A 20,515-nucleotide genomic window follows, 5' to 3' on the forward strand; every position below is an offset into this window, starting at 1 on the left:
AGCATTCGCAGTCACTCGCGCGCATCAAGGGGATGGCGCGAAACTTTGCGGGGGATCAAACAGGAAAGAAGTCAGGCAAGTAGGCGATGTCTGTAGGGCAATTCTCTAAATGCGATTCGGCGGACAACCGACATTGCCCGTTGCTCAACCTTGGCCGCGATCGTTATGCTGCTGAACCCTTTAATCAGATCCGAGCAGCGGTACCCGATGCCGCCTGGGATGTTTTTGATAACGGATCCGATGATGAATGCACCGCTGAAGGCGTTCGGCCCGATCAAGGCCGTGATTTTCGATATGGACGGTTTGCTGCTGGACACCGAGGGCATCTACACCGAGGTCACCTCGCTGATTGCCGAGCGTTACGGGCGCACCTTCGACTGGAGCATCAAGCAAAACATCATCGGGCGTGGCGCCGGCGATCTGGCCCGTTATGTGGTCGAAGCGCTGGATCTGCCGATCACCGCCGAAGAGTTCCTGGTGATCCGCGAGCCGCTGATGCGCGAGCGTTTTCCCACCGCGCAAGCGATGCCGGGTGCCGAGGAACTGATCCGTCACCTCAAGGCGCACAACATTCCGATTGCCGTCGGCACCAGTTCGTCGCGCCAGTCGTTCGGTCAGAAAACCACCTTGCACCGTGACTGGTTTGCGTTGTTCGACTTCATCGTCACGGCTGACGACCCGGAAGTCGGTGCGGCCAAACCGGCGCCGGACATTTTCCTCACCGCCGCGCGCCGCCTCGGTGTAGCGCCGGAAGATTGTCTGGTGTTCGAGGATTCACCGTTCGGCGTGACAGCCGCGAAAGCAGCTGGCATGACCGCCATCGCGATTCCCGATGCGGCCATGGCCGATGAAAAATACGCACACGCCGACGGGATTCTTCGTACGTTGAAAGCGTTCACGCCGAGTGCCTGTGGTTTGCCGGCGCTGGACTGGGCCTGATCAAACCGCAAACATAAAAACGCCGCCCCTCTGTTAAAGGAGGGGCGGCGTTTTTCGTTATCGGCAATCTGATCAATCAGGCGCCGAAACCACCGTCGATGCTCAGGCTGGCACCGGTGATGTAACCGGCCTCCGGGCCTGCGAGGTAGGCGACGAAGCTGGCGATTTCCTCGGCTTTGCCGTAACGACCGACCGCCATCAGCGGAATCAGGCTTTCGGCAAAGTCGCCGTGGGCCGGGTTCATGTCGGTGTCCACCGGGCCAGGCTGCACGTTGTTGATGGTGATGCCCCGTGGGCCGAGGTCGCGGGCCAGGCCTTTGGTCAGGCCCACCAGCGCGGATTTGCTCATCGCATACACGCCGCCACCGGCGAAGGGCATGCGGTCGGCGTTGGTGCTGCCGATGTTGATGATGCGCGAACCTTCGCCCATGTGTCTGGCGGCTTCCTGACTGGCGATGAACACACTGCGCACGTTAATTGCCAGAGTCTGGTCGAAGTCTTCCAGTTTGAAGTCTTCCAGCGGGGCGACGGCCAACACACCGGCGTTGTTGACCAGAATGTCGAGGCGGCCAAAGGTTTCGACGGTCGCGTTCACGGCGTTGCGGATGGCGCCGGCATCGGCGCTGTCGGCCTTGATCGCCAGGGCTTTGCCGCCGCTCGCGGTGATGCTGTTTTGCAATTCCTCAGCCTTGGCGGCGGAGCTGACGTAGGTGAAGGCAACCGCGGCGCCTTCGGCGGCCAGGCGCTTGACGATGGCGGCACCGATGCCGCGAGAGCCGCCTTGAATCAGAGCGACTTTACCGCTGAGGTGTTGAGTGGTCATGTTCGATCTCCAGAAATTTCAAGGCAGGCTGCCTTGGTGTGGTGTCGAGTATCTGCCCCTCGCCACCGGGCGAGTAGACCGTGGTTGCTATAGTCTGTGTAAACCAAAAGTTTGGAATGGCGGCCATGGAAACCTTCAGCAGTATCGAATGCTTCGTGCGTAGCGCCGAAGTCGGCAGCTTTGCCGAGGCCGCGCGACGCCTGAGCCTGACACCGGCCGCCGTGGGCAAAAGCGTGGCGAAACTGGAAGCGCGCCTCGGCGTGAGGCTGTTCCAGCGTAGCACCCGTCGGTTGACCCTGACGGAAGCGGGGCAATTGTTTCTGAGTGAGGTCAGCGGCAGCCTGACCACCATCCAGAATGCCGTGAGCAATCTGGCCAGCGCCGGCGGTCAACCAGCGGGTACGCTTAAAGTCAGCATGGGCACGGTGTTCGGCCGCTTGTACATCGTGCCGTTATTGGGTGAGTTTCTGAAAAGGTTTCCGGCGATCAACCCGGACTGGCACTTCGATAACCGACAGGTCGATCTGATCGGCCAGGGTTTTGATGCAGCGATTGGTGGCGGCTTCGAACTGCCCCAAGGGGTGGTCGCGCGCAGGCTGACGCCGGCGCATCGGGTGCTGGTAGCCTCTGCGGATTATCTGGATCGACACGCGCCGATCAGCGAACCGGACGACCTCAAGCTGCACGAGGGCATCCTGATCCGCTCACCGCAGACCGGACGCGTGCGTTCCTGGCAGTTGACCCATCGCACACAGCAACACAGCCCGCTGACCCTCACGGCGCGAATGACCATGAGCGATTCCGAAGCCGCCTGCGCCACGGCGGCGCAGGGGCTGGGGATTGCGTTGGTGAGCATGCCGTTCGCTGTCGGTTATCTGGAGGCGGGAACGTTACAGCGGGTCTTGCCTGACTGGTACGTCGACGACGGCAACATCTCCATCTATTACGCCGAGCACAAACTGCTGCCGGGCAAGACCCGGGCGTTCGTCGATTTCATCATCGAACAGTTTTCAACCCAGGGGCTCGCAGAGCGCTTCAACGCGCAAAACGTGCTGGCCAGCCGATGATGGTCTTCGGCCGTGGGGTCGCATACGTCCGCACCTTGGACGTCGACAGCCCCAGGCGCACCAGCGACTCGGCGATGGTCACGGCAGCGGTGACGCCATCGATCACTGGCACCCCGGTACGCTGACGGATCTTCTCATCGAGCCCGGCCATGCCGCCGCAACCGAGGCAGATCACTTCGGCTTTATCCTGAGTCACGGCCAGTTCGGCCTGGTGCACGATCGCCTCCAGCGCCCGCTGAGGTTCGTGTTCCAGCTCCAGAACCGCCAGGCCGCTGGCCCGCACCGAGGCGCAGCGGTCCCACAGGCCCGAGAGTTTCAGCCGATCCTCGATCAACGGCACGGTGCGATCCAGTGTGGTGACCACCGAATAGGCATGGCCGAGGAACATCGCAGTGCTGGCCGCCGCATCGGTGATGTCCACCACCGGCACGTTGAGCAATTCCTGCAAACCTTCGCGACCGTGTTCGCCGTAGCCGGCCTGGATTACTGCGTCGAACGGCTGGTCGTAGGACATCACCCGGTCCATCACGGCGATGGCCGCCAGATAACTTTCGAAATTGCCTTCGACTGAATCGGCGCCGAAGTACGGCGTCAGACCGACAATTTCGGTGCCGGGGGAGGCCACAGCCTGCGCCGAACGGGCGATGGCCTGGGTGATGGATTCGGTGGTGTTGACGTTGACCACGAGAATACGCATGGGAAGTCCTTATTACGGTTGGTTCTGCGGCCCCGCGAAGGGCCGCCAAAAGATTCAGTGGCTGACGTTGTCGACGGCGATGGCTTCGCCGTCCACGTCGGCGTAGTGCGGCTGGCGTTTGGCGACGATCAGGTAAAGCATCCCGGCAATGCCGGCACCGATCAGCCAGGAGAACGGCGAAACGCTGTGGAAGCCCGGCACCAGCGCCAGGACGATGGCGATCAGCGCGGCCGGAATGAACGCCGCCACCGCCCGCAGATTGACCCCGCGGCTGTAGAAATACGCGCCGTTCGGGTCTTCGCTATATAGCTGCGGTACATGGATCCGGCCTTTGCGGATCAGCCAGTAGTCGACCATGATCACGCCGTACAACGGGCCGAGCAGGGCACCGAGGCCGGACAGGAAATACACGATCACCAGCGGGCTGTTGTAGAGGTTCCACGGCAGGATCAGCACCGCAATCGTTGCGCTGATCAGCCCCGCACGGCGGAACGTCAGGTACTTCGGCGCCAGGTTGCTCAGTACAAAGGCCGGTGCAACGAAGTTGGCCATGATGTTCACCGCCACGGTGACGATCAGGAACGCCAGGCAGCCGAGCACCAGAAAGAACGTATTGGGGATCGACGCGATGATTTCGGTCGGGCTCTCGATGATCCGCCCGTTGATCTGAAATTGCGCACCGCACAGCAGGACGGTGATCCCGGCGAACACCAGAATATTCACCGGCAAGCCCCAGAAATTTCCGATCTTGATGGTTTTGCGGCACGGCGAAGAACGGGCGAAGTCGCAGAAGTTGAGGATCAGCGTGCCGTAGATCGCCAGCCACAAGGCGCCGCCGGCAAAGATGTTGCGCCACATCTCGCCGCCGGTCAGCGGTTCGCGGATCGACCAGGCAATGGTCGCGTCGGCCTGGGTGTACATCCACGCAGCTAGGCAGGCGACGGTCAGCAGAATCACCGGACCGGCGAAGGCTTCGTAGCGGCGGACCATTTCCATGCCGTAGGCCAGAATCCCCAGTTGTACGAACCAGATCGCCACGAAACACACCCAACCCAGACTCGACAGGCCGAGGATCGAGTTGTGGTCGTAGTCGGCGAATCCGGGATGGATCGCCGTGAGCAGTACGCGAAATACCACCGACGCCAGGTACGTCTGAATCCCGAACCAGGCGATGGCGATCACCGCCCGGATCAACGCAGGAATCTGCGCCCCGTGAATGCCGAAACTGATCCGGCTGATCACCGGAAACGGCACTCCGGTCTTCTGTCCCATGTAGCCGGACAGGTTCATGAAGAAGTACACCAGCGCCGCGCCGATCCCCAGCGACAGCAGAATCTGCCAGCCGCCCAGACCCAGGGCGTAAAGACCGATGGCAAACGAATAGTTGGCGATGTTGTGCACATCGTTGGTCCACAGGGCAAAGATGCTGTATTTGCCCCAGCGCCGTCCTTCGACCTTGGTCGGTGCGAGGTCACTGTTGTGCAGACGCGGACTCAATTGCAGCGGTTCGGCGATGCCGTCACCGGGCGCGGTGTGATCGAGGGTTGAGGAGGAGGGCAGATTCAGCGCGATGTTGTTGTTCGAAAGACTCGTACGCATTCCGGCAGGCTCCTGATGTTCGGGCCGCGATGACTGTGCATGAGCGCTCGGGCTCGGCAGATCTTCGTCGCGACGCTGAAACATCACTGGTTACGGGGCATCTGCAGCCTGTACGGGATAGGGCGCTTCAGGCTTGCGGATCGAAAGTGTGGGTTCATGTTTTGCGGTTTTGTATACAAAACATGTATGCACTTAAGCCAGATCTGTGCCAGTCAGCGATCTATGAAAACCACCACTGATTTCGAAAAGTTATTGAATGGCGCCAAGTCACTGAAATTCAGGCGATATAAATTGACCGTTCGAACAGGTATTTATTTTTCGGAAGGGATTTTGGCGGACGCCGGAAGGGATCGCTTTGGCAGCGGGATGTAACTTTTCAGGGCGCGGAAATGAAAAGTGCACACATAAATGGCACCGATGGTGACAATCCTGTGTACACGTTTTCTCATGGCATAACAAAGCAGATGTGGGAGCGGGCTTGCTCGCGAAGGCGTCCTTCCAGTCAACAGATCCAGTGACTGACAGACCGCTTTCGCGAGCAAGCCCGCTCCCACAGGGGGACATCATTGGGGCAGAGACTTAGGCCTTGCTGATGATATTCCCGGCGTGCAACCCGCATTCTTTCTGGGTCGCTTCTTCCCACCACCAGCGGCCTTCGCGCTCGTGCTGGTTCGGTAGGACAGGGCGGGTGCACGGTTCGCAGCCGATACTGATGAAACCGCGCTCATGCAGGCTGTTGTACGGCAGCTCCAGCATGCGGATGTAGCCCCAGATTTCCTCGCTGGTCATCTGCGCCAGCGGGTTGAACTTGTACAGCGTGCGTTCCGGGGTGGAGAACGCGCTGTCGATTTCCATCACCGCAACCGCGCTGCGGGTGCCCGGGCTCTGGTCGCGGCGCTGGCCGGTGGCCCAGGCTTTGACGCCGGACAGTTTGCGGCGCAGCGGCTCGATCTTGCGGATGCCGCAGCATTCGCCATGGCCGTCCTTGTAGAAACTGAACAGGCCCTTTTCCTTCACGAACGGTTCAAGTTTCGTGTAGTCCGGCGAGACCAGCTCGATGTCGATCTTGTAGTGCTCGCGCACCTGATCGATGAATCGGTAGGTTTCCGGGTGCAGACGACCGGTGTCGAGACTGAACACTTTGACGTTCTTGTTCAGCTTCCAGGCCATGTCCACCAGCACCACATCCTCGGCGCCGCTGAAAGATATCCACAGGTCATCGCCGAACTCGGCGAACGCGAGTTTGAGGATGTCCTGGGCGGATTTGTTGGCATAGGTCGTGGCGAGTTCCACGACGTCGAACGTTGGGCTCATCAGGGCGGCTTCCTACAGGTCGGTGGCGCTTGGCGCTCTATATGGCGGCGATGTTAACAAAAAGCAACGCCCGCCGGGGCGGCCTCTGCGTTGCACGGTCCAGGTCGAGCCGCTAGAGTTCGGGCTCGCTCGACTCAATAAACATTACAAACGGAGTGTCCTGTGGAAATTGCCTGTCTTGACCTTGAAGGAGTGCTGGTCCCGGAAATCTGGATCGCCTTCGCCGAAAAAACCGGAATCGAATCGCTCAAGGCCACCACCCGGGACATTCCCGATTACGACGTGCTGATGAAGCAGCGCCTGCGCATCCTCGACGAGCATGGCCTGAAGCTTTCGGATATTCAGGAAGTGATCGCCACCCTCAAGCCGCTGGACGGCGCGGTGGAGTTCGTCAGCTGGCTGCGCGAGCGGTTTCAGGTGGTGATTCTGTCGGATACGTTCTATGAGTTTTCCCAGCCGCTGATGCGTCAGCTGGGCTTTCCGACCTTGCTCTGCCACCGTCTGATTACTGACGACAGCGGGCGGGTTACCGGCTATCAGTTGCGTCAGAAAGATCCGAAACGTCAGTCGGTCCTGGCGTTCAAGAGCCTGTATTACCGGGTGATTGCCGCAGGTGATTCCTACAACGACACCAGCATGCTGGGCGAGGCGGATGCGGGGATTCTGTTCCATGCGCCGGATAACGTGATCCGCGAGTTCCCGCAGTTTCCGGCGGTGCACAGCTTTGGCGAGTTGAAGCAGGAGTTTCTCAAGGCTTCGAACCGCGATTTGAGCCTGTAAGTCATGCTGTGGCGAGGGCGCAACCGCCCTCGCCACACTCGTCAGAGGTTCTGCAGGGTTTCGAGCAGTACTTTGACTTTGGTAATCGACTCCTGATACTCCGCCTCCCAATCCGAATCGGCGACGATCCCGCCACCACCCCAGCAACACACCTGCCCATCCTTCACCAGCAGACTGCGAATCGCGATGGAGCTGTCCATCTCGCCACGCACGTCCAGATACAGCAACGAGCCGCAATACAAACCGCGTCGGGTCGGTTCCAGTTCGTCGATGATCTGCATCGCACGAATCTTCGGTGCGCCGGTGATCGAGCCGCCGGGGAAGCTGCCGGCGATCAGGTCCAGGGCATCGCGATCCTCCGCCAGCTCACCGGTCACGCTGCTGACCAGGTGATGCACGTTCGGATAACTTTCCAGGCTGAACAGCTCCGGCACCCGCACCGAGCCGATGCGGCAGGTGCGACCGAGATCGTTGCGCAGCAGGTCGACGATCATCAGGTTCTCGGCGCGGTCCTTGGGGCTGGCCAGCAGTTCGGCGGCGTTGGCGGCGTCTTCGGCCGGTGTCGCGCCACGGGGGCGGGTGCCTTTGATCGGGCGGGTTTCCACCTGGCGTTGGCTGACTTTGACAAAGCGCTCGGGCGAGAGACTCAGCACCGCGTTGCCGTCGGGCAAGCTCTGGAACCCGGAAAACGGCGTCGGGCAGGCCTCGCGCAACGCACAGTAAGCCAGCCATGGGTCACCTTCACACGGCGCGCGGAAACGCTGGGCGAAGTTCACCTGATAGCAGTCGCCCGCCTGGATGTATTGATGAATGCGTTCGAGGGCCTGGCGATAGTCGTCGGCCGACAGGTCGGCGGTCATCGGCGTGTTCAGTTTGAAGGGCGTCAGCTTGGCGGCCACCGGTTGGCTGAACAGATCGATCAGCCGTTGTTTTTCGCTGTCGCTTACCGACGGGTGAAACACCAGTTGGCTGGTCGCTTTCTGGTGATCGCTGATCAATGCCCAGTCATACAGGCCGAATCGCGCATCCGGCAGTTGCAGATCGTCCAGCGCCTGGCTCGGCAGGTTTTCCAGATGCCGGCCGAAGTCGTAACTCAGGTAACCGATCAGGCCACCGGCGAACGGCAGCTCGTATTCCGAAGACAACTGTGCCTCGCCGAGGCGCGCCAGATTGTCCCGCAGACGTTGCAGGAAATCGTCGCCGCGCTCATCCGGCAACACCGCCAGTTGTTCCAGCGGCCACGCACTGAGAAGGTCATAACGGCCACGGTCGGCATTCGGCCGGCCGCTGTCGAGCAGCACGGCGCCGGGCGCATGGCGGATTGCCGCGAAATAGTCGGCGGGGTTGGCGCGGTAGGGTAGCGGGTGTACGGAGCAGGTCAGCATGGGCGGGGCAGATCGGCCATCGAGGCGGGGTGGGGATTGTAGTCCCCTCGGGGAATTGCTCCTAGAGGGGATGTCGGGGATTGGCAGATCGGAGGCCGGTAACGCGACTCAGCCCTCGACCACCGGAATGTGCCCGAACAGTTCCTGAGCAAACGCCACCCGCTCTTCAACCGTTTCAGTCACACCGCGGGTCTTGAGATCCTCCAGATGCGCTTCCACCGCATGGGTCCGTGCCGTCAGCCCGCAGTCATTGGCAATCTGGATATTCAGCCCCGGCCGCGCATTGAGTTCCAGAATCAGCGGGCCTTTCTCCTGGTCCAGCACCATGTCCACGCCGATGTAGCCCAGGCCGCACAGCTCATAGCAACCGGCGGCGAGCCTCATGAAACCGTCCCAGTAGGGCAGTTGCACGCCGTCCACCGCGTTGGTGGTGTCCGGGTGTTTGGCGATGATGTTGTTCAGCCAGGTACCGCGCAGGGTCAGGCCGGTCGCCAGGTCGACACCGACGCCGATGGCGCCCTGGTGCAGGTTGGCCTTGCCGCCGGACTGCCGGGTCGGCAGGCGCAGCATGGCCATCACCGGGTAGCCCATCAGCACGATGATGCGGATGTCCGGCACGCCTTCGTAGCTGATGCTCTTGAAGATCTGGTCCGGGGTCACCCGGTATTCGATCAGCGCCCGGTCGCGGTGGCCACCGAGCGAATACAGACCGGTGAGGATGCTGGAGATATGGTGCTCCAGCTCTTCGTGGGTGAGGATCTTGCCCGACACCGTGCGATAGCGACCCTCGAAACGGTCGGCGATGACGATGATGCCGTCACCGCCGGCGCCCTGGGCCGGCTTGATCACGAAGTCGTTGCGCCCGCCGATGATCTCGTCGAGCTTGTCGATTTCCTTCTCCGTGGAGATCACGCCATACAGTTCCGGCACATGAATGCCGGCCTTGATCGCGCGCTCCTTGGTGATGATCTTGTCGTCGACGATCGGGTACAGACTGCGCTTGTTGTACTTGAGCACGTAGTCCGCGTTACGCCGATTGATGCCCATGATGCCCCGGGCTTCCAGGGCCTTCCAGGTCTTCCAGAAACCGAACATCAGGCGTCAGCCTTCTTCAGGAAGGCCTTGAAGCGCACCAGTTCGGTCAGGCGATAACCGCGATAGCGACCCATGGCCAGCATGAAGCCCACCAGAATCAGCAGGATCGCCGGGAAGGTGAACACGAAGTACACCAGCTCCGGCACGGTCATGATCAGGTGCGCCAGGGACGCCGCGAACAGCGTGCCGATTGCCACTTTCAAGGCATGGCTGGCGCCGCGTTCTTCCCAGGTGATCGACAGGCGTTCGATGGTCATGGTCAGAATCACCATCGGGAACAGCGCCACCGACAGGCCGCGTTCCAGACCGAGCTTATGACTGAACAGACTGATCGCCGCGATCAGCACCACCACGAAGGTCAACACCACCGACAGTCGCGGCAGCATTTGCAGCTTCAGATGTTCCAGATACGAGCGCAGCGACAGTCCAAGCGCGGTGATCACGGTAAACAGCAGGATGCCGAAGCCCAGTTGCGTCTCGCGGAAGGCCAGGGCGATCAGCACCGGAGTGAATGTGCCGAGGGTCTGCAGGCCGACCAGATTGCGCAGGATCAGGATCACCAGCACGCCGATCGGGATCATTACCATGATCATGAACGTCTGCTGGGTCTGCAGCGGCAGGCCGTACAGCGAGTATTCGAGGAAGTTGGCGTCGGTGTTTTCGTCGGTCAGTTTGGCCAGACGAATTGCGTTCATCTCGCTGTTGTTCAGGCTGAAGGTCACGTTGGCTTTCTTCGCGCCGTCGACGGTGATCAGGTTTTCATCGCCGGTCCACCACAGCAGGCGGTCGGTCGGCAGGCCTTGTTCGCCGGTTTCCGGGTTGAAGTACAGCCAGTCGTTGCCGTTGAAGCTGCGCAGCCACAGTTCAGGGGTTTGCGGCTGATCGGCGACGAGGCGGATGGTGTGGACTTTCTCGACAGGAACGTGGGCGATGGACAACAGCAGTTCAACGATTTTTGCCTTGTGGGCCGTCGACGGATCACCGGCCAGCAGCAGTTTCACGTTGTCGTCGTTGGTGTTGTTGACACGTTTGATCGCCTCGCCGATGAAGGTTTCGACGTCGGCCGAGTGCTGGCGGATCGGCGCGAGCAGGGCTTCGGCGGCGATTTTTTCCGGGCCTTCGATGGCCATGCTGTCGCGGAAGGTCGGGCCTTTGACCTTGGTTTTCTCGGCGGTGTAACGCTTGGTCAGCACCAGACGGTAATAAAGGGTCTGGTTGCCCTTGGCCCGGCGCGCCGACCAGGTGACCTTGCGGTTGCCGTCGACACGGTTGACCGCCACGCCATAGTTGTTGGAGATGAAGCTCTCATTGAGGCTGACGTAATCGCGGCTCAGGGGCGGCACGAACATCTGGATCTTCACCGGATCCTTGGTGCTGGCGACGAACTCGACCTTGGCGTCGATGTTCCACAAGTCGTCGGTGGCGTCTTCGGTCACCGGGATGCCGAGCACGAAAATCTGATAGGCCGTAACCGAAACGCCCAGGAGCACCAGGATGGTGATCAGGATTTTCAGGTGGAAGGTTAGAGAACGCATGGAAATTACTCGGCGGTATGAGCGGCGATGGCGCAGGCGGGTTTGCCGGCAGCGTATTTAAGACTGGGATCGACCAGCGCATCGAAGCGTTTCAGCGCCTCGGAGCCGATCAAAAGCGGGTATTGGAACGCACTGCGGTCGGTCAGGTTCACTTCGATACTGCGCATTGCCGAACCCATGCAGATATCCAGCTCGATCACCGGGCGTGCGGTGTACTTCTTGCCTTCTTCCGGGTCGTAGTCGCCGGCGCGGCGCTTGATCTTGCTGACCCGGGCCAGCGGCCGTTCGATCGGGTGCGAGTGCGCAGCGTCGATGGCCAGGTAGAAACGCACCCAGGATTCACCGTTGCGCTTGAAGCGTTTGATGTCGCGGGCGCTCAGGGAGGCGGTCTTGGCCCCGGTGTCGAGTTTCGCCGCCACTTCCAGGTTGATCCCGTCGAGGGCGGCGTACTCGTTGAGGCCGTACACAGTCTTTTCCCCCGCCACAGCGAGGCTGGGCAGGCAAAACAGATAGAAAAAGGTGGGGAAGGGCTTGATTCTCATAAATCCTGGCGAGCAGCGGTCCGTTCTCGGTTCAGGGCCACGGCATCAGGAGATCCTGTCTGCGCGCGCCTTCGTGTGCCTATCAGCTTTTTATGACAAGCCGTGCAAGTGACTGGCAAATGCGGGCGGCATTCTAGCACGGTGGTTTTATGGCGCCAGCGCCCGAGCGGGTCTATAACCCTTGGGGCTGATATCGGGCGTTATTAGACGATTGTCGACAATATCCATTTATCCTTTGACTGGCGCAGGCTGATTCGCTAGTTTTTGCCGCATTGGATTTAAAGGTGTCGACAATATGCTGGATCAACTCGATCCCCCGGTCATCAGCGGCGACGATTCGGAAACCCTGTCCGAAAACGTCTTCCGGCGTATCCAGGCCGCCATCGTCAAAGGCGAAATCGCCCCGGGCAGCAAGATCTCCGAGCCGGAACTGGCGCGCACTTATGGCATCAGTCGCGGGCCGCTGCGCGAGGCGATTCATCGTCTGGAAGGCCAACGCCTGCTGGTGCGCGTGCCACATGTCGGCGCGCGGGTGGTCTCGTTGAGCCATGCCGAACTGCTCGAACTCTACGAAATCCGCGAATCCCTCGAAGGCATGGCCTGCCGTCTGGCGGCCGAACGCATGAGCGTCGAAGAAATCGACGAACTGCGCCGGGTGCTGGAAACCCACGAGCGCGATGCGGCGTTTCAGGCCGGCGTCGGCTACTACCAGCAGGAAGGCGATTTCGACTTTCACTACCGGATCATCCAGGGCAGCGGCAACCGCACCCTGACCCAGATGCTCTGCGGCGAGCTGTATCAACTGGTGCGCATGTACCGCATCCAGTTTTCCACCACGCCCAACCGCCCGCGCCAGGCCTTTGCCGAACACCACCGGATTCTCGATGCCATCGCCGACCGTGACGGCGAGCTCGCGGAATTGTTGATGCGCCGCCACATCGGCGCCTCGAAACGCAACATCGCCCGTCATTACCAGGACGGCGCCGACAATAAGACAGCCACTGAACGAGGTGAGTCATGAGTTCCAACAAGAGCACTCCAGGCCAGCGTTTCCGCGATGCGGTCGCCAGCGAACATCCGTTGCAAGTGGTCGGCGCGATCAACGCCAACCACGCGCTGCTGGCCAAGCGCGCCGGTTTCAAGGCGATCTACCTGTCCGGTGGCGGGGTGGCTGCCGGCTCCCTCGGCGTGCCGGACCTGGGCATCACCGGTCTGGATGACGTGCTGACCGACGTGCGCCGCATCACCGACGTCTGCGACCTGCCGCTGCTGGTGGACGTGGACACCGGTTTCGGCGCCTCGGCGTTCAACGTGGCCCGCACTGTGAAGTCGATGATCAAGTTCGGCGCCGCGGCGATTCACATCGAAGACCAGGTCGGTGCCAAGCGCTGTGGTCACCGTCCGAACAAAGAGATCGTCACCCAGCAGGAAATGGTCGACCGCATCAAGGCTGCCGTCGATGCCCGTACCGACGACAGCTTTGTGATCATGGCCCGCACCGACGCACTGGCCGTTGAAGGCCTGGAGTCGGCACTGGATCGCGCCGCCGCGTGCATCGAGGCCGGTGCCGACATGATCTTCCCGGAAGCCATCACCGAACTTGAGATGTACAAGCTGTTCGCCAACCGCGTGAAAGCGCCGATCCTGGCCAACATCACCGAGTTCGGCTCGACGCCGCTGTACACCACCGAGCAGCTGGCTGGTGCCGACGTGTCGCTGGTGCTCTACCCGCTGTCGGCGTTCCGCGCGATGAACAAGGCTGCAGAAAACGTCTACACCGCGATCCGCCGCGACGGCACCCAGCAGAATGTCATCGACACCATGCAGACTCGCATGGAGCTCTACGATCGCATCGATTACCACACCTTCGAGCAGAAGCTCGACGCGTTGTTTGCGGCGAAGAAGTAAGCCGCAACCGTACTCCCTAACAAATTCAAGATTGGAGACAACAATGGCCGAAGCAAAAGTACTCAGTGGCGCCGGGCTCCGGGGCCAGGTTGCCGGGCAAACCGCACTGTCCACCGTGGGCCAGGCCGGCGCCGGGCTGACCTATCGCGGCTACGACGTGCGCGAACTGGCGGCAGACGCACAGTTTGAAGAAGTCGCGTACCTGCTGCTCTACGGAGAGCTGCCGACCAAGGCCCAGCTCGCCGAGTATCAAGGCAAACTGAGCAAGCTGCGCGATTTGCCGCAAGCGTTGAAAGAAGTGCTGGAACGCATCCCTGCCGACGCCCACCCGATGGACGTGATGCGCACCGGTTGCTCGTTCCTGGGCAACATCGAACCGGAGAAAGACTTCTCCGAGCAACGCGACAAGACCGACCGCCTGCTGGCCGCGTTCCCGGCGATCATGTGCTACTGGTATCGCTTCAGCCACGACGGCAAACGCATCAATTGCGTGAGCGACGAGCCGTCCATCGGTGGCCATTTCCTGCACCTGCTGCACGACAAGAAGCCTAGCGAACTGCACGTCAAAGTGATGAACGTTTCGTTGATCCTCTACGCCGAGCACGAGTTCAACGCCTCGACCTTCACCGCCCGGGTGTGCGCATCGACCCTGTCCGACCTGTATTCCTGCGTCACGGCAGCCATCGGCTCGCTGCGCGGCCCGCTGCACGGCGGCGCCAACGAAGCAGCGATGGAAATGATCGAGCGCTTCTCGTCGCCGGAAGAGGCGATCAAGGGCACCCTCGGCATGCTCGAGCGCAAGGACAAGATCATGGGCTTCGGCCACGCGATCTATAAGGACAGCGATCCGCGCAACGAGGTGATCAAGGGCTGGTCGAAGAAACTCGCCGACGAAGTGGGCGATAAAGTGTTGTTCGCGGTTTCCGAAGCCATCGACAAGACCATGTGGGAGCAAAAGAAACTGTTCCCCAACGCCGACTTCTACCATGCCTCGGCGTACCACTTCATGGGCATCCCGACCAAGCTGTTCACCCCGATCTTCGTCTGCTCGCGCCTGACCGGCTGGGCGGCGCACGTGTTCGAACAGCGCGCCAACAACCGCATCATCCGTCCAAGCGCCGAGTATGTCGGCGTCGAACAGCGCAAGTTCGTGCCAATCGAACGTCGCTGAATGGTGGGCTGACCTGGAGCTTGAGAACACCGATACACCCTGTGGGAGCGAGCTTGCTCGCGATTGCGGTACATCAGTCGACATCAGTGTTGAATGTCAGTCCGCTTTCGCGAGCAAGCTCGCTCCCACAAGGGGCTGTGTGAATCTTGAGACCTGTGCCAGGCCCCACCTTTTTGTTATCACCGTGACCGAGTCCTGACCGATGAACACAGAATTTCGCAAGAACCTGCCCGGCACACCGCTGGACTTTTTCGACGTCCGTGCGGCTGTCGATGCGATCCAGCCCGGCAGCTACGACACCCTGCCGTACACCTCTCGCGTGCTGGCGGAAAACCTCGTGCGTCGCTGCGACCCGGCCACGCTCACCGATTCCCTGAAACAACTGATCGAGCGCAAACGTGACCTCGACTTCCCGTGGTTCCCGGCCCGTGTGGTGTGCCACGACATTCTCGGCCAGACCGCGTTGGTGGACCTGGCTGGCCTGCGCGACGCGATTGCCCAACAGGGCGGCGACCCGGCGCAGGTCAACCCGGTGGTGCCGACGCAACTGATCGTCGACCACTCGCTGGCAGTCGAGGCGGGCGGTTTTGACAAGCAGGCGTTCGAGAAGAACCGCGCCATCGAAGACCGTCGCAACGAAGACCGTTTCCACTTCATCAACTGGACCAAGAAGGCGTTCAAGAACGTCGACGTGATCCCGCCGGGCAACGGCATCATGCACCAGATCAACCTGGAGAAAATGTCTCCGGTGATCCAGGTGCGCGACGGCGTTGCATTCCCGGATACCTGCGTCGGCACCGACAGCCACACCCCGCACGTCGATGCACTGGGCGTCATCGCTATCGGCGTCGGTGGACTTGAAGCCGAGAGCGTGATGCTCGGCCGCGCGTCGTGGATGCGCCTGCCGGAAAGCGTCGGCGTCGAACTGACCGGCAAGCTGCAACCGGGCATCACCGCCACCGACATGGTGCTGGCGCTGACCGAATACCTGCGCAAACAGAAAGTGGTCGGCGCATGGCTGGAGTTCTTCGGCGAAGGTGCCTCCGCGCTGACCCTCGGCGACCGCGCGACCATCTCCAACATGGCCCCGGAATACGGCGCTACTGCCGCGATGTTCTACATCGACCAGCAGACCATCGATTACCTGAAACTCACCGGTCGTGAAGACCAGCAAGTGCAGCTCGTCGAGCAGTACGCCAAGCAGATCGGCCTGTGGGCCGACAGCCTGAAAGGTGCGCAGTACGAGCGCGGCCTGACCTTCGATCTGTCTTCGGTGGTGCGCAACATGGCCGGCCCGAGCAACCCGCACGCCCGTGTGGCGGTGTCGGATCTGGCGGCCAAAGGCATCTCCGGGAAATGGGAAGACGTGCCCGGCCAGATGCCCGACGGCGCCGTGATCATCGCCGCCATCACCAGTTGCACCAACACCAGCAACCCGCGCAACGTGATCGCCGCCGGCCTGCTGGCGCGCAACGCCAACAAGCTCGGCCTGACCCGCAAGCCTTGGGTCAAGTCGTCGCTGGCGCCGGGCTCGAAAACCGTGGCGCTGTACCTCGATGAAGCGGGGCTGACCACGGAGCTGGAGCAACTCGGTTTCGGCGTCGTCGCGTTTGCCTGCACCACTTGCAACGGCATGTCCGGCGCGCTGGATCCGGTGATCCAGCAAGAGATCATCGACCGCGATCTGTACGCCACCGCTGTGCTGTCCGGCAACCGCAACTTCGACGGCCGGATTCACCCGTACGCCAAGCAGGCATTCCTCGCTTCGCCGCCGCTGGTGGTGGCCTACGCGATTGCCGGCACCATCCGTTTCGACATCGAAAAAGACGTGCTCGGTGTGGTCGACGGCAAGGAAATCCGCCTGAAGGACATCTGGCCGAGCGACGAAGAAATCGACGCGGTGGTGAAGTCGTCGGTGAAGCCGGAGCAGTTCCGTCAGGTCTACATCCCGATGTTCGCCATCCATGAAGACACCGGTCCGAAAGTCACGCCGCTGTACGACTGGCGCGAAATGAGCACCTACATTCGCCGTCCGCCGTACTGGGAAGGCGCGCTGGCCGGGGCGCGTCCGCTCAAGGGCATGCGCCCGCTGGCGGTGCTGCCGGACAACATCACCACCGATCACCTGTCGCCGTCGAACGCGATCATGCTCGACAGCGCCGCCGGTGAATACCTGGCGAAAATGGGCCTGCCGGAAGAGGACTTCAACTCTTACGCGACCCACCGTGGCGACCACCTGACCGCCCAGCGCGCAACGTTTGCCAACCCGAAGCTGTTCAACGAAATGGTCGTGGAAAACGGCAAGGTCAAGCAGGGCTCGCTGGCCCGTGTCGAGCCGGAAGGCCAAGTGATGCGCATGTGGGAAGCCATCGAAACCTACATGGAACGCAAGCAGCCGCTGATCATCATCGCCGGCGCCGACTATGGCCAGGGTTCGTCCCGGGACTGGGCGGCCAAGGGCGTGCGTCTGGCGGGTGTGGAAGCGATTGCCGCCGAAGGTTTCGAGCGCATCCACCGCACCAACCTGGTGGGCATGGGCGTGTTGCCGCTGGAATTCAAACCGGGCACCGACCGTAAAACACTGGGCATCGACGGCAGCGAAACCTACGACGTGATCGGCGCCCGCACGCCACGTGCCGACCTGACGCTGGTGATCCATCGCAAGAACGGCGAACGCGTCGACGTGCCGGTGACCTGCCGCCTCGACACCGCCGAAGAAGTGTCGATCTACGAGGCCGGCGGCGTGCTGCAACGCTTCGCTCAGGACTTCCTCGAAGAGTCGGCGGTTGCCGTTTAAATCAACTGATGTGGGCATGGGACTTCAAGTCCCATGTCTTCGTTAAGGAGCACCATGGCTCACGCACCGCAAATAAAAATCCCCGCCACCTACATGCGTGGCGGCACCAGCAAAGGCGTGTTCTTCAGCCTGAAAGATCTGCCTGAAGCGGCGCAAATTCCCGGCCCGACCCGCGATGCGCTGTTGCTGCGGGTAATCGGCAGTCCCGACCCGTACGACAAACAGATCGACGGCATGGGCGGCGCCACCTCCAGCACCAGCAAAACCGTGATCCTGTCGAAAAGCATCAAGGCCGATCACGACGTCGATTACCTGTTCGGTCAGGTGTCCATCGACAAGCCGTTCGTGGACTGGAGTGGCAACTGCGGCAACCTGTCAGCGGCGGTCGGATCGTTCGCCATCAGCAACGGCCTGGTGGACGCCAGCCGCATTCCGCACAACGGTGTGGCGGTGGTTCGCGTGTGGCAGGCCAACATCGGTAAAACGATCATTGCCCACGTGCCGATCACCAACGGCGAAGTTCAGGAAACCGGTGATTTTGAGCTCGACGGCGTGACCTTCCCGGCCGCCGAAGTGCAGGTCGAATTCATGGACCCGGCGGCGGAAGAAGAGGGCGGCGGTGGTTCGATGTTCCCCACCGGCAATCTGGTCGACGAACTGGAAGTGCCGGGTGTCGGCACGTTCAAGGCGACCATGATCAACGCGGGTATCCCGACGATCTTCGTCAACGCCGAAGACATCGGTTACACCGGCACCGAATTGCAGAGCGCGATCAACAGCGATCCGAAAGCCTTGCAGATGTTCGAGACCATCCGCGCCTACGGTGCGCTGCGCATGGGGCTGATTTCCAACATTGACGAAGCGGCCAAGCGTCAGCACACGCCGAAAGTGGCTTTCGTGGCCAAACCTGCGGATTACGTGGCGTCCAGTGGCAAGGCGATTGCCGCCGGGGATGTAGATCTGCTGGTGCGGGCGTTGTCGATGGGCAAGCTGCACCACGCGATGATGGGCACGGCGGCGGTGGCGATTGGTACGGCTGCGGCGATTTCCGGCACTTTGGTGAACCTCGCGGCCGGTGGTGTTGAACGCAATGCCGTGCGCTTCGGGCATCCGTCCGGGACGTTGCGCGTCGGGGCTGAGGCCAGTCTGGAAAACGGTGAGTGGGTTGTGAAGAAAGCGATCATGAGCCGCAGTGCGCGGGTATTGATGGAAGGTTACGTCCGCGTGCCTGGAGATTCGTTCTGACGAACAGTCGCCGAGAGCGAGCCTGATCGCTCTCGGCGCTTTGCGTATTTCAATAACAAGAAAAATTAGCCCTGAACCGAGGTCCCATCAACGAACCACTTTGAAGAGTGAATCGAACATGAGCGCCAACGTCGACCTGAACAACCGCCCCGACTACGACGATGTCCTGCAGAACATCGCCGATTACGTCCTCACCTACAAAATTGAATCCGCCGAAGCCCTCGACACCGCCCGCAACTGCCTGATGGATACTTTGGGCTGCGGCCTGCTGGCCCTGCGTTTCCCCGAGTGCACCAAGCACCTTGGCCCGATTGTAGAGGGCACTGTCGTCCCATTCGGCGCGCGAGTCCCCGGCACGTCCTATCGCCTGGATCCGGTCAAAGCCGCGTGGGACATCGGCTGCATCGTGCGTTGGCTCGACTACAACGACACCTGGCTCGCCGCCGAATGGGGGCATCCGTCGGACAACCTCGGCGGGATTCTCGCGGTGGCCGATCACCTGTCGCAAAAACGTCTGGCCAATGGCGAGGCGCCGCTGACGGTACGCGATGTGCTTGAAGCGATGATCATGGCCCACGAGATTCAGGGTGTGATTGCACTGGAAAACTCCTTCAACCGGGTAGGCCTCGACCATGTGATTCTGGTGAAAGTCGCTTCGACAGCCGTTGTTGCCAGGCTCATGGGCGCCAATCGCGAGCAACTGCTCTCGGCGTTGTCACACGCGTTTGCCGATGGTCAGGCGCTGCGCACTTACCGGCATGCGCCGAATGCCGGTTCGCGCAAATCCTGGGCGGCAGGGGATGCGTCGAGCCGCGGGGTGCGTCTGGCAGATATCGCGATGCGCGGCGAAATGGGCATTCCCGGCGTGTTGACGGCAAAGCAGTGGGGCTTCTACGACGTGCTGTTCAGCCACACCAACAACGATCTGGCGCTCAAGCCTGAAGGCAAACGCGCCTTCAGCTTCTCGCGATCCTTCGGCAGTTACGTGATGGAAAACGTGCTGTTCAAAATCAGCTTCCCTGCCGAATTCCACGCGCAAACCGCCTGCGAAGCCGCCGTGATCCTGCACCCGCAGGTGCGCAATCGTCTGCATGAGATCGACCGCATCGTCATCACCACCCACGAATCGGCGATCCGCATCATTTCCAAGGTCGGCCCGTTGGCCAACGCCGCCGACCGCGACCACTGCATCCAGTACATGACCGCCGTGCCGCTGGCGTTCGGCAATCTGGTGGCCGAGCAGTACGAAGATGACTTCCACGCGGCCCATCCGCTCATCGATGTGCTGCGCGAAAAAATGGTCATCGTCGAAGAGCCGCGTTTTACCCGTGAATACCTGGAAGCCGACAAGCGCTCGATTGCCAACGCGGTGCAGGTGTTTTTCAAGGACGGTTCCAGCACCGAAAACGTGGTGGTGGAGTACCCGATCGGTCACCGCCGGCGCCGGGCCGAGGGCATTCCGTTGCTGGAGGACAAGTTCAGGGCGAACCTGGCCACGCGTTTCACCGGTCAGCGCAGCGCCGAGATCCTTGCGCTGTGCAAGGATCAGGCGCGGCTTGCGGCAACGCCGGTGAACCGTTTTGTCGACTTGTTCGTGATCTGAAACGCCGGGATTGTC

General features: G+C 61.3%; 17 protein-coding genes. 9 read left to right on the top strand and 8 right to left on the bottom strand.

Annotated elements, in window-relative coordinates; translation table 11 throughout:
* Window positions 1–243 precede the first annotated feature (243 nt).
* Window positions 244–939 (top strand): HAD-IA family hydrolase, encoded by a 696-nt coding sequence (locus CAG02_RS25145; RefSeq protein ID WP_007960113.1) that lies wholly within the window; start codon window positions 244–246, stop codon window positions 937–939.
* Between the two features lie 76 nt (window positions 940–1,015).
* Here CAG02_RS25145 and CAG02_RS25150 read toward each other — a convergent pair whose 3' ends face one another.
* Window positions 1,016–1,762, bottom strand: coding sequence for a 3-oxoacyl-ACP reductase family protein (locus CAG02_RS25150; protein WP_085711881.1), 747 nt, complete (start codon window positions 1,760–1,762; stop codon window positions 1,016–1,018).
* Window positions 1,763–1,887: 125 nt separating this feature from the next.
* Here CAG02_RS25150 and CAG02_RS25155 point away from each other — a divergent pair, with 125 nt between their 5' ends.
* Window positions 1,888–2,829, top strand: a complete 942-nt coding sequence (locus CAG02_RS25155) for a LysR family transcriptional regulator (protein WP_085711882.1) — start codon at window positions 1,888–1,890, stop codon at window positions 2,827–2,829.
* Here the strand turns inward: CAG02_RS25155 and CAG02_RS25160 are convergent.
* From CAG02_RS25160 to CAG02_RS25175, 3 genes are all read right to left on the bottom strand, one after another.
* The gene (locus tag CAG02_RS25160) at window positions 2,798–3,526 is read right to left on the bottom strand and encodes an aspartate/glutamate racemase family protein (RefSeq protein ID WP_085711883.1); all 729 of its coding nucleotides are present in this window, start codon (window positions 3,524–3,526) and stop codon (window positions 2,798–2,800) included. The two genes, CAG02_RS25155 and CAG02_RS25160, sit on opposite strands and share 32 nt — an antisense overlap.
* A gap of 54 nt (window positions 3,527–3,580) precedes the next feature.
* Window positions 3,581–5,125 (bottom strand): NCS1 family nucleobase:cation symporter-1, encoded by a 1,545-nt coding sequence (locus CAG02_RS25165; RefSeq protein ID WP_085711884.1) that lies wholly within the window; start codon window positions 5,123–5,125, stop codon window positions 3,581–3,583.
* A gap of 579 nt (window positions 5,126–5,704) precedes the next feature.
* Entirely contained in the window at window positions 5,705–6,439 is a 735-nt protein-coding gene (locus CAG02_RS25175; protein WP_085711886.1) for a phosphoadenylyl-sulfate reductase, read from the bottom strand.
* A 162-nt stretch (window positions 6,440–6,601) separates the two neighbouring features.
* On the opposite strand from CAG02_RS25175, the gene thrH reads away from it, so the two are divergent.
* A complete protein-coding gene (gene thrH, locus CAG02_RS25180; RefSeq protein WP_085711887.1) occupies window positions 6,602–7,219 on the top strand; it encodes a bifunctional phosphoserine phosphatase/homoserine phosphotransferase ThrH in 618 nt (205 codons plus the stop codon).
* A gap of 41 nt (window positions 7,220–7,260) precedes the next feature.
* Here the strand turns inward: thrH and pabB are convergent, their stop codons facing one another.
* The 4 genes from pabB to CAG02_RS25200 form a co-directional block, all read right to left on the bottom strand.
* Window positions 7,261–8,604, bottom strand: coding sequence for an aminodeoxychorismate synthase component I (gene pabB / locus CAG02_RS25185; protein WP_085711888.1), 1,344 nt, complete (start codon window positions 8,602–8,604; stop codon window positions 7,261–7,263).
* 108 nt (window positions 8,605–8,712) lie between these two features.
* Window positions 8,713–9,699, bottom strand: a complete 987-nt coding sequence (locus tag CAG02_RS25190) for an alpha-L-glutamate ligase-like protein (RefSeq protein ID WP_085711889.1) — start codon at window positions 9,697–9,699, stop codon at window positions 8,713–8,715.
* Entirely contained in the window at window positions 9,699–11,234 is a 1,536-nt protein-coding gene (locus CAG02_RS25195; RefSeq protein ID WP_085711890.1) for an inactive transglutaminase family protein, read from the bottom strand. Before CAG02_RS25195 ends, CAG02_RS25190 begins: the two co-directional genes overlap by 1 nt.
* A 5-nt stretch (window positions 11,235–11,239) precedes the next feature.
* Complete coding sequence (locus CAG02_RS25200) at window positions 11,240–11,776, bottom strand: ATP-dependent zinc protease (RefSeq protein WP_085711891.1); 537 nt, start codon at window positions 11,774–11,776, stop codon at window positions 11,240–11,242.
* A gap of 298 nt (window positions 11,777–12,074) precedes the next feature.
* Between CAG02_RS25200 and CAG02_RS25205 the strand changes: the two genes are divergently transcribed.
* The 6 genes from CAG02_RS25205 to prpD all read left to right on the top strand — a co-directional run bounded on the left by CAG02_RS25205 (window position 12,075) and on the right by prpD (window position 20,500).
* Complete coding sequence (locus CAG02_RS25205) at window positions 12,075–12,797, top strand: GntR family transcriptional regulator (protein ID WP_169432611.1); 723 nt, start codon at window positions 12,075–12,077, stop codon at window positions 12,795–12,797.
* Window positions 12,794–13,684, top strand: coding sequence for a methylisocitrate lyase (gene prpB, locus CAG02_RS25210; RefSeq protein ID WP_085711892.1), 891 nt, complete (start codon window positions 12,794–12,796; stop codon window positions 13,682–13,684). Before CAG02_RS25205 ends, prpB begins: the two co-directional genes overlap by 4 nt.
* A 43-nt stretch (window positions 13,685–13,727) precedes the next feature.
* Window positions 13,728–14,855 (top strand): 2-methylcitrate synthase, encoded by a 1,128-nt coding sequence (gene prpC / locus CAG02_RS25215; protein WP_085711893.1) that lies wholly within the window; start codon window positions 13,728–13,730, stop codon window positions 14,853–14,855.
* A gap of 202 nt (window positions 14,856–15,057) precedes the next feature.
* The gene (gene acnD, locus CAG02_RS25220; protein ID WP_085711894.1) at window positions 15,058–17,652 is read left to right on the top strand and encodes a Fe/S-dependent 2-methylisocitrate dehydratase AcnD; all 2,595 of its coding nucleotides are present in this window, start codon (window positions 15,058–15,060) and stop codon (window positions 17,650–17,652) included.
* Window positions 17,653–17,706: 54 nt separating this feature from the next.
* The gene (prpF, locus tag CAG02_RS25225) at window positions 17,707–18,897 is read left to right on the top strand and encodes a 2-methylaconitate cis-trans isomerase PrpF (protein ID WP_085711895.1); all 1,191 of its coding nucleotides are present in this window, start codon (window positions 17,707–17,709) and stop codon (window positions 18,895–18,897) included.
* A 118-nt stretch (window positions 18,898–19,015) separates the two neighbouring features.
* The gene (gene prpD, locus CAG02_RS25230) at window positions 19,016–20,500 is read left to right on the top strand and encodes a 2-methylcitrate dehydratase (RefSeq protein WP_085711896.1); all 1,485 of its coding nucleotides are present in this window, start codon (window positions 19,016–19,018) and stop codon (window positions 20,498–20,500) included.
* The last annotated feature ends 15 nt before the right edge of the window (window positions 20,501–20,515 follow it).

This window comes from Pseudomonas sp. R43(2017) (genome assembly GCF_002112345.1).
GTDB classification, from domain to species: Bacteria; Pseudomonadota; Gammaproteobacteria; order Pseudomonadales; family Pseudomonadaceae; genus Aquipseudomonas; species Aquipseudomonas kribbensis.